The following is a 14,276-nucleotide window of genomic DNA, read 5'->3' as shown; positions in this document are numbered from 1 at the left end:
CGTCCGCAGCGGAAGCCGGTTTCGCGCCGCAAGGCGGGGCGCACCTGGCCATGTGATCCGCGCCGTCCCGCCGAACGTTTCTCACGAAACTGATTGTCGCAACGACCGTAGCTGGCGATACAGCATTGGGGGCGAGAGGTATGCGTTTGGCCGTGATCGGGACGGGAATTGCCGGCAACGCTGCCGCGTGGCTCCTGTCGAGGCGCTATGCGGTGACGGTGTACGAGCGGGAGCTGCGGCCGGGCGGGCACAGTCATACCGTTCGCATCGACTATGATGGAGAGGCCATCGATGTCGATGTCGGCTTCATCGTCTACAACGAGACGAACTATCCGCAGCTGACGGCGCTGTTCGCGCATCTGGGCGTGAAGACTGTCGAGACCTGCATGAGCTTCGCCATGTCGGCCGACCATGGTCGGTTCGAATGGCGGGGTGGCGGCGAGACGGCCCTGCAAACGGCCTGCGGCCTGTTCGCGCAACCGCGCAATCTCGTCTCCCCCTCATACTTCCGCATGCTCGGCGAGGTCGCGCGGTTCAACCGGCAGAGCGTGTCCGATCTGCGCACCGGCAAGCTGCACGGCCTGACGCTCGGCGAGTATCTGCGCAAGCAATCATTCGGACCCCGCCTGTTCGCCGATTATCTCGGACCGATGGGAGCGGCCATCTGGTCGTCCTCGTCGGCCGACATTCTGTCCTTTCCGGCAGAGAACTTCGTCGCTTTTTTCGACAATCACCGGCTCTTGCACCTTGACCGGCCGCGCTGGCGGACCGTCGAGGGTGGCAGCCGGCGCTATGTCGACAAGCTCACTGCTTTGTTCAAGGACAACATTCGGCTAGGCTGTGCCGTGACGTCGGTCAACCGGGCGGAGCATGGCGTGACCATCCGCGACAGTCATGGCGGGGCGGAAACCTACGATGCCGTGGTAATGGCTTGCCACAGCGATCAGGCCTTGGCTGCGCTGTCGGATGCCGATGCCCGCGAGCGGTCCATTCTCGGCGCGATCAGGTATGCTCCGAACGCGATCTATCTGCATCGCGATCGCAGTCTCATGCCCAGGCGCCGGCAAGCATGGGCTTCCTGGAATTTCCTGCAATGGCCGCGACAAACGCCGGCCCAGAACGACGTGGCGGTGACCTATTGGATGAACCGGCTGCAGGGCATCGACGACCGTAAGCCATTGTTCGTCAGCCTCAACCCTCCTTTCGAACCGGCGGCCCACCTGACGTTTGCAAAGTTCAGCTTTGCTCATCCTCAATACGACCTGGCTGCGTTCGCGGCGCAGCGACGGCTCCCCGCAATTCAGGGCCGACGCCGGACCTGGTTCTGCGGTGCCTGGACCGGCTATGGCTTTCACGAGGACGGCTTGCAGTCCGGCATCTCCGTTGCGGAGGCCTTGGGCGGCCAGGTTCCCTGGCGACGCTCGGACTCGCTGCTGGTCCAAGCTGCCGAGTAGCCCCGATGGTCCGAACCAACCCCGACAAAGCGGACGATGCGACAATGCCCGCCGCGCTCTACTGGGGAAAGGTGATGCACGCACGCTGGCGGCCTGTGCATCACAGGTTCACCTATCGCGTGATGAGCCTCTTGATCGACCTCGACCGCTTGCATGAAGCACCTCGCCAGTCCTGGCTGTTTGATGTCAATCGAGCAGCCGCCTTCAGCTTCCACGAGCGCGATCATGGCGACCGCAAGGGCGCGGGCCTCAGCCAATACGTCAGGCGAATCGCCGCGGAGCGCGGCATCGACCTCTCGGAAGGCCGCATACTCCTGCTGTGTTATCCCCGGGTTCTGGGCTACGTGTTCAACCCGCTTTCGATCTACTTCTGCTATGGGGCATCGGGCGATCTTGCGCTGCTGATCTACGAGGTCCGCAACACCTTCGGGGAGATGCATTCCTACGTGCTGCCCGTGCAGGACGCGCGACCGGACTGCGCAATCAGGCAGAGCCAGGCCAAGGAGTTCTACGTATCACCCTTCATGGAAATGGGGACGCATTACCGTTTCAGCATTTCTCCGCCGGAGCAGAATGTAGCAGTCAGAATCGTACAGACGGGCGATCAGGGCGCGATGTTCGCCGCAGCGTTCCGCGGACGACGCCGGGCGCTCACCAGCCGCGCGCTGCTGGCGGCGCTCGTCGGTCTGCCCTTCCTGACGTTCAAGGTGATCGCAGCCATTCATTGGGAAGCGATGCGGCTGTGGCTCAAAGGTGTGCCGTACTTGCCTCGTTTGAAACAACGCGGGATTTGATCCATGGACCTGGCAGCCGCTCATCAAGCCGCTCAATTCGATGGTGTCCCATTCCTTGCCCGGCTGGCCTTGCGCCTCGCATCGCAGCTCCGGCGCGGCACCCTCCATGTGCGCCTTCCCGACCAGCGAATGGTCACGTTGCGCGGCCAGCTTCCGGGTCCGTCGGCTACGATCGAGCTGAAGAATTACAGGTTTGCGCGCAGCCTCGTCATCGGCGGCGACATCGGCATGGCCGAGGCTTACGTCCGCGGCGACTGGACCACGCCTGATCTCGCCCAGCTTCTCTACGTGTTCTGTCTCAACGACGATCTGGTCGACAATGCCTTTGCCGGAAGCATGCTGGTGCGCCTGTGCCGGCGGGCGCTCCATCGCCTCCGCCGCAACACCAAAGGCGGTTCGCGGCACAACATCCACAAGCATTATGATCTCGGCAACGAGTTCTTCGCTGCGTGGCTCGATTCGAGCATGACCTACTCATCGGCTCTGTTCTCGGCCGAGACGCCCGACCTGCCGGCCGCGCAACGGCACAAATACGAACAGCTGGCGAAGGCGATCGAATTGCAGCCCGGCCAGACCGTGCTCGAGATCGGGTGCGGCTGGGGCGGGTTCGCCGAATTTGCCGCAAAGACTTACGGCGCCAGCGTATTGGCGCTCACCATCAGCAAGGAGCAGCACGAATTTGCCAGTCGGCGAATCCACCAAGCCGGGCTCGCCGAGAAGGTCGAGGTGCGGCTGCAGGATTACCGGGATCAGGAAGGCCGATTCGACCGCATTGCCTCCATCGAGATGATCGAGGCCGTCGGCGAGCAATTCTGGCCTGCCTATTTCAGCCAGCTGTACCAGCGCCTGAAACCGGGCGGTCTGGCGGGCATCCAGGCCATTACGGTCCGCGACGAGCTCTTCGGCCTTTATCGGCAGCGCGTGGACTTCATCCAGAGATACATCTTTCCAGGAGGGATGCTGCCTTCGACCAACATCCTGCACGGGCTCGGCGAACGCTTCGAGCTGCCCGTGATTCGCGAGCGTGTGTTTGGACAGGATTATGCCAAGACACTTTCACTCTGGCGGGACAATTTCAGCCGCGCATGGATCGACCTGACCTCTCTCGGCTTCGACGAGCCGTTCCGCCGGCTGTGGGAATATTACCTGTGCTACTGCGAGGCCGGGTTCAGGGCCGGAAAGATCGACGTCAGGCAGCTGGTGTTTGCACGGCGGGCGTGAGGCAACTCACGCCACCCGCCGCTTCCGGCGCGCCGTGGGGGCTTGCCAGGAGAGTTCGGTGAGCGGCACGGGCTTGCTGAAGTGAAATCCCTGGCCGAGCGGGATGCCGAGTGATTGGAGCCGTCTGACCTGTTCGGAGGACTCGACCCCCTCGGCGACGATCGACAGCTTCAGCGTCTTTGCGAGCTGCACGATGGATTTCAGCACGGCGACGGTCTCGCAGCGATCGATCCTGTCGATGAAGGATTTGTCGATCTTGACCTTGTCGAAAGGAAAGGCCGTCAAATAGGACAACGACGAGTATCCGACACCGAAATCGTCGAGGGCAATGGAGACGCCGAGCGCCTTGAGGCGCTGGAGCGTCCTGAGGTTCTCCTCGGTGTCGGCGAGAAATACGCTTTCGGTGATCTCGAGCTCGAGCCGGGTCTGCGGAAGCCCGCTCTGCGTCAACGCAAAGGTCACGGTGTCGACGAGATTGGCGCTGGCAAATTGCAGGGCGGAGAGATTGACAGCGACCTTGATGTCGCCCGGCATGCTCATCGCATCGCGGCAGGCCCTGGCGAGCACCTGGTGGCCGAGCTCGACGATCAGTCCCCCCGCCTCGGCAACCGCAATGAACTCCGCCGGAGGGACGTAGCCCCTGGTGGCGTGATGCCAGCGCGCCAGGGCCTCGACCGATTTTACCCGACCAGTGCCGAGCTCGATCACAGGCTGATAAAACAGCTCTATCTCCTCACGCCAGATCGCTTCACGCAGCTCGATCTCGAGCACGTTGCGTTGATCCGCTTCCGCCTTGAGCTCCGGTGAATAGACGTGGAAGCAGTTTCTGCCGGCATTCTTCGACCTGTAGAGCGCAAGATCGGCGTTGCGAAGGATCTCGTCGACCCGCGTGCCGTGCTCGGGCACGAGCGCAAGGCCAATGCTACAGCCGCTCACGACGGGGTGGCCATCGATGTGAAAGGGTTCGGCAATGGCTTCGACCAGCCGCGCGGCCAGGCTTTCAGCGCCGTCGCGCATCGCGGCCCCGCCGGCTGCCAAGATGACGGCAAATTCGTCGCCGCCGATTCGCGCCGCCGTATCGGCATCACGGATCTGCGCCTTGATCCGGTCGGCAACCTGCTTCAGCAACGCGTCGCCGCATTGATGGCCGAGCGCATCATTGACCGACTTGAACTTGTCGAGATCGAGCAGGAGTACGGCGAACGCGGGCTCCGGCCGGCGCGGGCGGGCCAGCGCCTCGTCGATGCGCTCCTTGAACAGATTGCGATTGGCAAGGCCGGTCAGGCTGTCGTAATGCGCGAGCCGCTCGATGCGGTCCGCCGACGCCTTGCGCTCGGTGATGTCCTCATGCGTGGCAACCCAGCCGCCGCCCTCGCGCCGGCCGTACGAGATGTAGACGACCCGTCCGTCCGGAAACTGCACGGTGTTCGAGATCTGCTCCGACTGGGCGAGCCGGTTCTTCAAATCGACGAGGTACGCTTCGACGTCGAGCACGGCGGTCTGCTTCGCGAACACCTCCCGGAAGTCCATGCCGATCCGGATGTCTTCCGGCACGAGGTTGTAAAGTTCGAGCCATTGCCGGTTGAACGCGATCAGACGGTCGCGGCCATCGAACATGCTCAAGCCCTGGGGAAGGTTCCTGAGCGCATCCTCGAACTTGCTGGCAAGATCGCGCCGCTCACGGTGGGCGCGATCCAGCGCCTGCTGCCGTCGCCAATGAAATGTGGTCGCGGCGAGGATGATGAACGTGAGCAGCACCGCGCCGCCGAGATAGACCTTCTGCCTGAAGGCGGAGCGGGAATAGATCTCCTGCTCCGAAATGCCGACGGTGAAGATGAGCGGAAACGCGCGCGACCTGCGCGCCGTGATCAGTCGGTCGCTGCGGTCCGGTCGGTTCTCGTTCCAATATTGCGCATAGAAGCCGTCGCCCAGTTCGCCCGCGACGCGGCTCGGCGCGCTTTGTCCCAGCACTGACCCCTGGTCCACGCCCCGGGCGGCGAGCACCACGTGGCTCGCATTCCTGAGCACCAGCGTTCCTCCGACGCCGAGCTTTGCGGTGTCGTAGAACCTGCCGACGACGTCGACGCTGATCGAGCCGACAACCACGCCGACGGGATTGCCGGCGAGATCGAACAGCTTTCTCGCGAGCTGTATCGTCCACTTTTTGGACGCGCGGCCCAGCACCGGCTTCGCCACGTAAAGGCGATCGTCGACCTGCGACATGGTATGAATGAAGTGCTCGCGATCACCGAGATAAAGCGGCGGACCGGAATAGCCCGCCGTCGTCTCGATCATGTATCCGTCCGATCCGATCAGAGCGAACTGGACCACGTCGCCGGTGGCGAGGCGGGCCTTGTCGGACCAGAACTTCAGGCTGAAGGCCTGCGGATCCTGGGCGTAGAGTGCCCGTACCACCAGCAACGACTGATCCACGCGCTCGAAGATGCGCTCGGTGTTCTCCTCGAACAATTCGGCGACGCTGTTGCCGTGCGACCGCGCTTGCTGGATCGCATCCATCCGCTCGGAGGCGGTAATTGCGAAATAGCCGATCCAGACTAGCGGCAGAAAGAACAATGCGATCTGCAGCGGAGCATTCCGCAGGATCGCTCTTCCGGCTTTGCGAACTGCCCCTGCGGGAATCACGACGCGCACCCCCGCTTCGGCCGCCAGGGCAGAACTGCGCTCGCCCGCAGTATTGGCATCGCCTTGTCTCCGCCTCGACTGCACAGGGACACCCGCGCGGGTGCCGTTCATAGCGCGAAGGTAGCCGAAACAGCCTTAAGTTTTTGTTTGGAGGAAGCTCAATTCTTCAGCTCAAAGCCTCCGTATCATCACGGAGGTCGGCTGGTATTGGGCAATCAGGCACATCGCCATGTCGCAAGCGGCACATTTTAACCGTCTTTGGACCGTTTTTCACATCGCGCGCGCAAGGACGATCGTGCCGGACAGGATGAGGAGCGCGCCTGCCGCATAACTCAACCGTTGGCCGAACGGCAGCAGCTTCTCGGCGGCGACATAGAGCGCGATGCCGATGATCCAGGCCAGGTTCATCACGCCGCCGACGAACAGCAATACCATCAGAAACCAGCAGCAGCCGACGCAGTAGCTGCCGTGGCGAAGTCCCATCCGGAATGCGCCGCGCGTGCCGGGCCGCCAATATCGACTGAGAAACAACAGCGGACTGTCGCAGTAGCGCAGGCAGGCCTGTTTGAGCGGCGTGAACTGATAGAGCCCTGCTGCAATCAGCACGCCGCCGCCCAGAATCGCGCTGGTGCTTGCCATCGCCATCGACAGCAACCCGAAGCGTTCGAATGCTGCTTGCACCAGGACCGCAGCGAGACTGAACCCGGCCCACGTCACGAGATAACCGGCGAGAAAGATCCAGCTATCGATTGCGGCGCGGGAGGCAGCCTCCTGCCTTCGCTTGACGGTCGCATACAGGAGAACGGTGGGCACCGCGCTCGGCGCCATCATCGCGACCATCATCACCCACCACATCACGAACAGCAGCGCCGCATAGAACGGCGTCCACGGCATCGGCGCCATGTCCGGCATGTCGGCCATCATCTCGGTGTCCATGCCGGCGCCCGCAGCGAGATAGGCCCAGGCGAGCGCGACCACTGCGGCGGTCCCGATCGCGACGATCAGCCGGTCGCGGTGGAGCAAGTGTTCGAGTATCGAGCGCTCCTGCATCGACTTGTCCATGGCGACGAGGAGCTGACACCGAGATCTCGTGTCGGTGTCAGCGCCGCATCATGCCGCAACGCCCTTGGGCGTCTGCACGACATTGGCGAGCGAGCTATGCGTAGCGCGGGTCTCGAACCGGATCGCGCCGGTCGAGCGGATGTCGGCGGATGCGACCTCGGCCGCCCGATGTTCGAACCCTTCGGGCATGACCACCTGGATGCGGTGCGGATCACCGGTCACCGGATTCTTGATCGGCTCGACATCGGTCTCGAGCACGCCCTTGGCGACGAGTCGTGCGACGCGTCCGTCCTTGTCGAAGGAGAACTCGAACGGCACAAACACCGGATCATGGATCTTGGTGACGATCATGCTGACGATCTGGAACAGCGTGCCTTCGGCCGAATGCTTACCGGAGAAGATATCGAACAACGCCTGTCGCTGCTCCGCCGTGGCGCGTTCGTCGATGATGGGCTGGATTGTCCCGTTGCCCTCATGCAGCGGCCCGGGGAAATCGACCGTGATCGCAAAGCAGAGACCATCGAGCCTGGTCCCTTCGAAATGTCCCTTGGCGATCCGCATGGCGACCAATCCCTTGCAATAGCCTTGGGTCGGCCGTGCGTTGAAATCGCAGGGGCAGCCGAACGCACAGGTGCAGTTCTTCATCCATTCGCCTTCGAGACGCCAGTCCGATGCAGTCATGGCACATCTCCTGATGTGAGCGGGGACGCGGCAGCCGTTGACGAATTTGTTCAGCGTTCTTGTCGAAGCAATGCGAAAAGGCGCGAGCGGGATCGAGATCCGATCAGAAGGCCGGCATCGCAGAAATAGTCTGGTGGCGAGCTGCCGTTTACTGTCGGAGGATCATATCAGCGGCGGCCGGCTGCGTATAGCGGACGAGGGTCGTGGCTCGGGGGCAGCTACAGCTCGGGGGATGTCCGACGTCCGGGGCGTGGTGCGCAGGGGCGGGATGCGCTCTCCGACGCTCTTGTAATTGAAATATCGAGAGAATTTCTAGCAAGCAACAAGAACGTATTGGCATGAGTGAGCACGTCCGGCTTTCCCTTCGGATTCCAGAGGATGCCAAATTGGTGAAGCCGCGCCGTGAGGAACGAGAACTGCCGAAACCGATCGAGGCCGCCATGGGCTTCGATCGCCAGTTGCTGAAGATTGGCATCGATCTCTTCCCTCACTCGTCCAGGAAGGTTCGGCAATGGGCGACGAACCTCGCTGGATACTGGAACAGCGCGCCGTGGCCGGAGTCCGGATAGAGAACGAGCTGGGCGTTCTTCATAGCCTTGAACATGTTGTAGGCGTTGATGCTCGGAAACATCGTGTCGTCGCTGCCGTGCACGATGAGCGTAGGCTGCGCGATGGCGCGGAGCGTCGCTTCGCCTTCATGCTTCCTGGCGCACCAGCCAATGATTGCCTTCGCCTGCGCGTTGCTGACATCCTCGCCGCTGTCCGGATCACGATCCTCCTTGCGCATGGTTGCGCGGGCGACGAAAGCGCGGCCGGCGCGCTGACTTTCTTCGGAGGGTGTGAAGAACAGGGGCAACCGCACATCCGTCCCGCTTTGAGCGAAGGCTTCGTCGACTACGGCGAGCAGATGTTCCTCGCCCCCGCGCGGTGCAGCGCCGGCGATGATGAGCTTGCGGATCAAGCCGGGGTGCTGCACGGCAAGCACTTGGGTGAGCATGCCGCCGAGGGAGAAGCCGAGGAGGTCAACCTTTGGCAGATCAAGGCCTCGTATGAATGTCTCGGCATCCGAGGCCATCTGCTCCACCGTGTCGGGCGTCCGGCCGGTGGAGGTGCCTATGCCGAGATTGTTGAACGCAATGACCGGCCGCGTTTCAGCAAGGCTATTCACCACTGCCGGATCCCAGGCATCCATCGTCCCGGTGAAGTGCTGCAGCAGGATGAGCGGCGTCCCGGCCGTCGGGCCGAGCCGCCGGAAGGCGAAGCGCACATCGCCGACGTTCAAAGATTCTGTTCTAGCGGTTTCGAGCGACATGGTTGCTCCTTTGTGAGTTGCATTTGCTTGATGCGGAGTCGATCCTGATGATTGGCAGCGCATCTACATGGTGAGGACGATGCGAAAGCGGGCTTCGCCCGCCATCATCTTGCGATACGCTTCCGGCGCGCGTTCTAGCGGCATCGTCTCGATCATGGCGGCAACGCCAGCGAGCGAGCTGAACCGCAAGGTGGCATCGGCGGTCGCTGGATCGCCGGTCAAGGCGCCTTCGATCGAACGCTCGCCGAACAGGAGGTCGGACGTCGCGATCTCCGCAGGTTCGGGAGATGCGCCGAGCGCGATGATCCGGCCGCGCGGCCGAAGCCCCTTCACCGCGTCTGCCACAGCTCTACCACCTGACGCGGTGATGACGACGAGCTGCGCGCCGCCCAGATCCTGCAGCGCGGAAGCAACCGCGACGCTCGAGCTGTCGACATAATGGTGGGCGCCAAGCTTTCCGGCGAGACCACCTTTGTCCGGTCCGCGCCCAATCGCCACGACCTCGAAGCCCATGCGCCGGGCGAACTGCACGGCGAGGTGCCCGAGGCCGCCAATGCCGATCACGGCGACCAGATCGCCGGCGCGAGCGGGAGAGTTGCGGAGCGCGCTGAAGGTCGTCAGTCCGGCGCAGAGCAGCGGAGCGGCGTATTCCGAGGCGAGCCCATCGGGAATCGACACGAGGCCACTTGAGCGCGCGAGCATGTACTGCGCGTAGCCCCCGTCATGATGAACGCCGGTGAACTCCTGGTTCCGGCAATTGACGAGATCGCCGCCGCGGCACTCTGCACAGTGTCCGCAACTACCTCCGAGGAAGCCGATGCCGACGCGCTGCCCGAGCGTCCAACCCTCGACGTTGCTGCCGACCGCGTCGATCACGCCTACAGCCTCGTGGCCCGGCACGCGCGGCCATTGGATCGGAAAAGCCCCTTCGACGGTCGCGGCGTCGGAGTGGCAGACACCGCAGGCCTCGACGCGAAGGCGGACCTGCCCGGGGCCGGGATCGACAAGCGGCTTTTGCGTCAGTTCGAGCTGTCCCGGCGCGACGGCCTGAACAGCGCTGTATGTCGTCGGATCGCTCGACATGAAAGCTCCAAGGTCTGAAAAACCTGTCGGAGCGCTACCAGCGGCCTGCCCAAGCCGACAGGACGTAGATGCCATCATTCCGGCCATGCATGGCGAAACATCGCTGGAACGACCATCTAGGCGATTAGCAACCGTCGCGGAGAAAGCATGAAGATCGGCCTCGTCCTTTGCCCGAGTTTCCAACCCGTCTGCTTCGGAGCCGTCGCAGCGTTCGACGTGGCCAACAAGCAGGCCGGCGAGAAGGTCTATGACGTGCGCGTCCTCTCGGAGGAAGGAGGACTGGTCGCCTCGTCATCCGGCATGCAGGTCATGACGGACCCAATCGACGATGCTCGCTATGACACGCTGATCGTCGCCGCGGGCCTGGAGATACCGACCTCGTCGCCGGGATTGGTCCGGCTGCTTCGCGCTGCTGCTCGCGACGCGCGCCGCGTCGCCGCCATCTGCCTGGGCTCGTTCGTCCTGGGAGATGCGGGCTTGCTGAACGGCCGGCGCGCCACCACGCATTGGCGTTACGCGCAGGCGCTGCAGGACCGTTTCCCCAGCTGCGAGGTCGACATGGACAAGATCTTCATCGCGGACGGACCGATATGGACGTCAGCCGGCATGACCGCGGGAACGGACCTAGTCGTGGGCATGATCGAGCGCGACCACGGCTCCGATATTGCCCGTTCGGTCGCGAAGGGCATGGTCATGTACCATCGCCGCTCAGGCGGACAGTCCCAGCATTCCACTTTGCTGGACCTCGGCGCGAATGAAGATCGGGTCCAGCGCGTGCTGAACTACGCTCGTCAGAACCTTGCCGAAAACCTCACCGTTGACGAGCTTGCCGAGGCCGCGTGCCTCAGCCCCCGGCAGTTCACGCGGCTGTTTCGGGCGGAAACCGGCACCACGCCCGCAAAGGCGGTCGAAGCGTTGCGTGTCGAAGCCGCGAAGTTGATGCTGGAACAAAGTCGGTGGCCGATCGAGGTCATCGCTCGCGAGGTGGGGTTCGCGAACCGAGAGCGGATGCGTCTGGCGTTTGCGCGCGTGCTTGGGGAGGTCCCTAGAGCCATCCGCAATGATGCCGGACCGCTGGCCGCACTATGATCGACGCGCGACCGCGGCAATGCGTGTGAGAAGGCGGCCCATGTCGGATCAATCGTCATAAGGCCACCGGCTTCTCACGCCGTCGAGTTTGGATTCCAAAGGCTCATCGCTAGCTGAGCCGGATGTTGGAAAGATCGATCGAAACGACGAGGGGCTCGGTGCTGAAGCTGCCGTCTGGCTGGCGGGAATAGATCCGGCGTTTCGTCGGGAATTTGATGCCCGAGACTTCCGTGTAGTCTTCGATGATATGCGCGCCGGGCGTGTTGCCGGAGATCTCGACGTTGTAGTCGTGGCGCTTCAGCAGCCCCTCACCGTCGAAATAGAGCGTCTGCACGGTGCTGTGCGTCGCGATCTCTGCCGGAAATCGCACCGCAAGGCGGCGCCAGTCTCCGCTGTCGGTCGGCCAGGGCTCCAGTTCCTCGGTCTCAAGTCTCGGCCAGGCAAGCAGGAACGGCATGTTCAGATAGGTCCACATCGCGCAGCCGGCGAAGTAGGCGAGTTGCAGTTCAGTCCACGGCGTTTGCAACTCATGGCCGGCAAAGCTCGCGCGCGGCTCAAGCAGCTCTTCGAGAACCGTTCCGTTGTCTGCTTCCAGAGCCACCCGGCTCGGCTCAAAGCGCGAGCGGCGATGGTCAGCGCCGAACGGAGCGTGTGACGCCCACTGCCTCTTCAGACCCACGGTGACGTTGGTCCGCTCGAGGGTGACTGCCTGTCCCTTCAAGGACCACAGGACGCCGCCCTGCACAAGATCGGCCGACACCTGCTCGAACTGCCGCCACCGATCGAGGCCTCCATGGGCTTCGATGGCTATATCCTTGAGTTGCTTCATGGTTGGGCTCCTGCGGAAGCCGCGCGGGATCGCGCAGCCTTTAGCGGGAGCCTAGGCGGTCGGCCAAGCCTGCCGAACGACTTAGATGCCTTGATTCCAGACGCCGCCGCGCGCCGGGTTTTCCAGATGCCTCTTGGCAAGCTCCAGGAAGAGAAAAGAAAAACGCGAGCGCGCTTCGCGCCGGTCATCTGGCAAGCGCTATCGTACGAGATCGTGCTTCAGTGTGGAAAAGCGTAGATTGGTGCCCAGGGGCGGAATCGAACCACCGACACTGCGATTTTCAGTCGCATGCTCTACCAACTGAGCTACCTGGGCGTGCTCCAAGAGAGGGGCCAAAGCCCATCGAGCGGGCGGTTTATAGTGGGCTCGGAGCGGCCTGTCCACCCGGCTTCGCCAAGTGGCTGCGCCGGGCGCGGCCCTTCTGTGCACAAGATCGGGCGGGGTTGCTGCGGCTGCTGCTCGGCGCTTCAGCGAGGTAATTAAAGCTTTGATACAGCTCGATTATTCGACGTCGTCGGTTTCGTCGTCGCGGCCGGGGATGACGTAGGAGCCCTTCAGCCAGCGGTTCAGGTCGACGTCGCGACAGCGCGAGGAGCAGAACGGACGGGTGGCCTGCGTCTGCGGCTTGCCGCAGATCGGGCAGGTTTTGAGCGGGCCGGTGGGCTTGTTGACCTGGTCGTCCATGGATGTCGGCAGCTTACACGGGGTGACGGGGTTCAAGAGCCTGCCCGGAAACGGGTTCCCGGTGCAGCCGCGCATGCGCCGCGGCGCGGACCCGGCAGGGCCATTCTACTGTGCATGGGGTTGTTTTCGAGGTTTTTGTCGGCGCGGCCCTTGGGCTCACTTGGGCTCACACCGCGGTGGTATTGAGCCAGCCGAAGCGGATCGGAAAGCCCTCGCCGCCGAGCAGCGTCGTGGTCTCGTACAGCGGCAGGCCGACGACGTTGGTGTAGGACCCCACCATCTTGACCACGAAGGATCCGGCGATGCCCTGCACGGCGTAGCCGCCGGCTTTGCCGCGCCATTCGCCGGAGCCGATATAGGCCTGGATGTCGTCCTCGGACAGGCGCTTGAAGCGCACGCGCGTCTCGACCAGACGCTGGCGGAAAGCCTCGCGCGGCGTGACCAGGCAGATCGCGGTGTAGACGCGGTGGTTGCGGCCCGACAGCAGCCGCAGGCACTGCGCGGCCTCGTCGACCAGATTGGCCTTGGGCAGGATGCGGCGGCCGACCGCCACCACCGTGTCGGCGGCGAGGATGAAGGCGCCGCGCAGCTCGTCGTCGAGCTGCACGGATTTCAGCGCAGCGTCGGCCTTGGCCCTGGCCAGCCGGTTGGCGCAGGCGCGCGGCAGCTCGCCCCGCTTCGGCGTCTCGTCGACGTCGGCCGGCCGGAGCGCATCCGGCTCGATGCCGGCCTGGTTGAGCAGCGACAGCCGACGCGGCGAGCCGGAGGCAAGTACGAATTTGGGGCGGCCAAGCATCAGGTGATTTGGAAGATGAGGCAGGGGTGAATTGCGCGCGGAACCTATCGGAAGGGGGCTGATTTCACAACCCGGGAACCGGAGTTTGGTGATTCGAGGTATCCGCCACGGCTGTGCCTGCTCTCTGTGACGCGGGTGTTACGGCGGGCTGATGCTACCCGCTCGCCGCGCCGACCTTGGCGAAGCGCCGCCGGATGCGCATCAGGAGCTGATCGCAGACCTCGCGATAGGCAGCTAACTTCTGGTCGCGGCTGCCTTCGATGGTGGTGGGATCCTGCGTCGGCCAGTATTCGACCTCGGCCGCGAGCGTTCGCGTCAGCTCCAGCGCCTTGTGATGCGCCTCGGGCGAGAGCGTGATGATGAGGTCGAAATTCAGTCCCTCCCAATCCTCCAGCTCCTCGAAGGTCTGCGGCTTGTGGCCGGAGATGTCCTGGCCGAGCTCGCTCATCACGGCGACGGCGAAGGGATCGAGCTCGCCCTTCCTGTTGCCGGCCGACTTCACGTAGAGGCCTTGCGGAAACATGTGCTGCAACAGGCTCTCGGCCATCGGCGAGCGCACGCTGTTCATCGCACAGGCGAACAGCACCGATTGCGGATCGCGTGCGCGTGGGGGCGCAGCCATCCGTGA

At 63.5% G+C, this 14,276-nt stretch carries 13 protein-coding genes and 1 tRNA gene; 4 read left to right on the top strand and 10 right to left on the bottom strand.

Features of this window, described 5'->3' with window-relative positions; all coding sequences use genetic code 11:
- The first annotated feature begins 140 nt into the window (after positions 1-140).
- Genes I6F21_RS22940 through I6F21_RS22930 form a run of 3 tightly spaced genes read left to right on the top strand, consistent with a single transcriptional unit; the run spans position 141 to position 3,469 of the window.
- The gene (locus I6F21_RS22940) at positions 141-1,454 is read left to right on the top strand and encodes an FAD-dependent oxidoreductase (protein WP_109145371.1); all 1,314 of its coding nucleotides are present in this window, start codon (positions 141-143) and stop codon (positions 1,452-1,454) included.
- 5 nt (positions 1,455-1,459) lie between these two features.
- Positions 1,460-2,248 carry a DUF1365 domain-containing protein gene (locus I6F21_RS22935; protein ID WP_109145372.1) on the top strand — a complete coding sequence of 263 codons (789 nt, stop codon included), beginning with the start codon at positions 1,460-1,462 and terminating at the stop codon, positions 2,246-2,248.
- 3 nt (positions 2,249-2,251) lie between these two features.
- Positions 2,252-3,469: a cyclopropane-fatty-acyl-phospholipid synthase family protein gene (locus I6F21_RS22930; RefSeq protein ID WP_225140513.1), complete on the top strand. Its 1,218-nt coding sequence runs from the start codon at positions 2,252-2,254 to the stop codon at positions 3,467-3,469.
- 6 nt (positions 3,470-3,475) lie between these two features.
- Here I6F21_RS22930 and I6F21_RS38865 read toward each other — a convergent pair whose 3' ends face one another.
- The 5 genes from I6F21_RS38865 to I6F21_RS22895 all read right to left on the bottom strand — a co-directional run bounded on the left by I6F21_RS38865 (position 3,476) and on the right by I6F21_RS22895 (position 10,250).
- Complete coding sequence (locus I6F21_RS38865; protein ID WP_276573432.1) at positions 3,476-6,043, bottom strand: EAL domain-containing protein; 2,568 nt, start codon at positions 6,041-6,043, stop codon at positions 3,476-3,478.
- A 339-nt stretch (positions 6,044-6,382) separates the two neighbouring features.
- Complete coding sequence (locus I6F21_RS22910; RefSeq protein ID WP_346656741.1) at positions 6,383-7,048, bottom strand: DUF2182 domain-containing protein; 666 nt, start codon at positions 7,046-7,048, stop codon at positions 6,383-6,385.
- Positions 7,049-7,222: 174 nt separating this feature from the next.
- Complete coding sequence (locus I6F21_RS22905) at positions 7,223-7,855, bottom strand: DUF1326 domain-containing protein (protein WP_057027610.1); 633 nt, start codon at positions 7,853-7,855, stop codon at positions 7,223-7,225.
- A 487-nt stretch (positions 7,856-8,342) separates the two neighbouring features.
- A complete protein-coding gene (locus I6F21_RS22900) occupies positions 8,343-9,167 on the bottom strand; it encodes an alpha/beta hydrolase (RefSeq protein WP_225113367.1) in 825 nt (274 codons plus the stop codon).
- Positions 9,168-9,230: 63 nt separating this feature from the next.
- Entirely contained in the window at positions 9,231-10,250 is a 1,020-nt protein-coding gene (locus I6F21_RS22895) for an alcohol dehydrogenase catalytic domain-containing protein (protein WP_225140515.1), read from the bottom strand.
- A gap of 147 nt (positions 10,251-10,397) precedes the next feature.
- On the opposite strand from I6F21_RS22895, the gene I6F21_RS22890 reads away from it, so the two are divergent.
- A complete protein-coding gene (locus I6F21_RS22890; protein WP_225140516.1) occupies positions 10,398-11,339 on the top strand; it encodes a GlxA family transcriptional regulator in 942 nt (313 codons plus the stop codon).
- A gap of 109 nt (positions 11,340-11,448) precedes the next feature.
- Here the strand turns inward: I6F21_RS22890 and I6F21_RS22885 are convergent, their stop codons facing one another.
- The 5 genes from I6F21_RS22885 to I6F21_RS22865 all read right to left on the bottom strand — a co-directional run bounded on the left by I6F21_RS22885 (position 11,449) and on the right by I6F21_RS22865 (position 14,270).
- Positions 11,449-12,168, bottom strand: a complete 720-nt coding sequence (locus I6F21_RS22885) for a hypothetical protein (RefSeq protein ID WP_036027003.1) — start codon at positions 12,166-12,168, stop codon at positions 11,449-11,451.
- Between the two features lie 239 nt (positions 12,169-12,407).
- Positions 12,408-12,483, bottom strand: a tRNA-Phe gene (locus I6F21_RS22880).
- Between the two features lie 186 nt (positions 12,484-12,669).
- Positions 12,670-12,852 (bottom strand): DNA gyrase inhibitor YacG, encoded by a 183-nt coding sequence (yacG, locus tag I6F21_RS22875; protein ID WP_036027000.1) that lies wholly within the window; start codon positions 12,850-12,852, stop codon positions 12,670-12,672.
- A gap of 166 nt (positions 12,853-13,018) precedes the next feature.
- Positions 13,019-13,648, bottom strand: coding sequence for a Maf-like protein (locus I6F21_RS22870; protein WP_057027605.1), 630 nt, complete (start codon positions 13,646-13,648; stop codon positions 13,019-13,021).
- Positions 13,649-13,802: 154 nt separating this feature from the next.
- Positions 13,803-14,270, bottom strand: a complete 468-nt coding sequence (locus I6F21_RS22865) for an arsenate reductase ArsC (protein ID WP_225140517.1) — start codon at positions 14,268-14,270, stop codon at positions 13,803-13,805.
- Between the last annotated feature and the right edge of the window lie 6 nt (positions 14,271-14,276).

The organism is Bradyrhizobium sp. NBAIM03 (assembly GCF_020194055.1).
Classification (GTDB): domain Bacteria; phylum Pseudomonadota; class Alphaproteobacteria; order Rhizobiales; family Xanthobacteraceae; genus Bradyrhizobium; species Bradyrhizobium yuanmingense.
This window is presented reverse-complemented; position numbering and strand designations above follow the sequence as displayed.

Excerpts from the sequence above, each read along its gene's own strand:
- I6F21_RS22940 (WP_109145371.1), top strand. The coding sequence starts at position 141 with ATGCGTTTGGCCGTGATCGGGACGGGAATTGCCGGCAACGCTGCCGCG.
- I6F21_RS22935 (WP_109145372.1), top strand. The coding sequence starts at position 1,460 with ATGGTCCGAACCAACCCCGACAAAGCGGACGATGCGACAATGCCCGCC.
- I6F21_RS22930 (WP_225140513.1), top strand. The coding sequence starts at position 2,252 with ATGGACCTGGCAGCCGCTCATCAAGCCGCTCAATTCGATGGTGTCCCA.
- I6F21_RS22910 (WP_346656741.1), bottom strand. The coding sequence starts at position 7,048 with ATGGACACCGAGATGATGGCCGACATGCCGGACATGGCGCCGATGCCG.
- I6F21_RS22905 (WP_057027610.1), bottom strand. The coding sequence starts at position 7,855 with ATGACTGCATCGGACTGGCGTCTCGAAGGCGAATGGATGAAGAACTGC.
- I6F21_RS22900 (WP_225113367.1), bottom strand. The coding sequence starts at position 9,167 with ATGTCGCTCGAAACCGCTAGAACAGAATCTTTGAACGTCGGCGATGTG.
- I6F21_RS22895 (WP_225140515.1), bottom strand. The coding sequence starts at position 10,250 with ATGTCGAGCGATCCGACGACATACAGCGCTGTTCAGGCCGTCGCGCCG.
- I6F21_RS22890 (WP_225140516.1), top strand. The coding sequence starts at position 10,398 with ATGAAGATCGGCCTCGTCCTTTGCCCGAGTTTCCAACCCGTCTGCTTC.
- I6F21_RS22885 (WP_036027003.1), bottom strand. The coding sequence starts at position 12,168 with ATGAAGCAACTCAAGGATATAGCCATCGAAGCCCATGGAGGCCTCGAT.
- yacG (WP_036027000.1), bottom strand. The coding sequence starts at position 12,852 with ATGGACGACCAGGTCAACAAGCCCACCGGCCCGCTCAAAACCTGCCCG.
- I6F21_RS22870 (WP_057027605.1), bottom strand. The coding sequence starts at position 13,648 with ATGCTTGGCCGCCCCAAATTCGTACTTGCCTCCGGCTCGCCGCGTCGG.
- I6F21_RS22865 (WP_225140517.1), bottom strand. The coding sequence starts at position 14,270 with ATGGCTGCGCCCCCACGCGCACGCGATCCGCAATCGGTGCTGTTCGCC.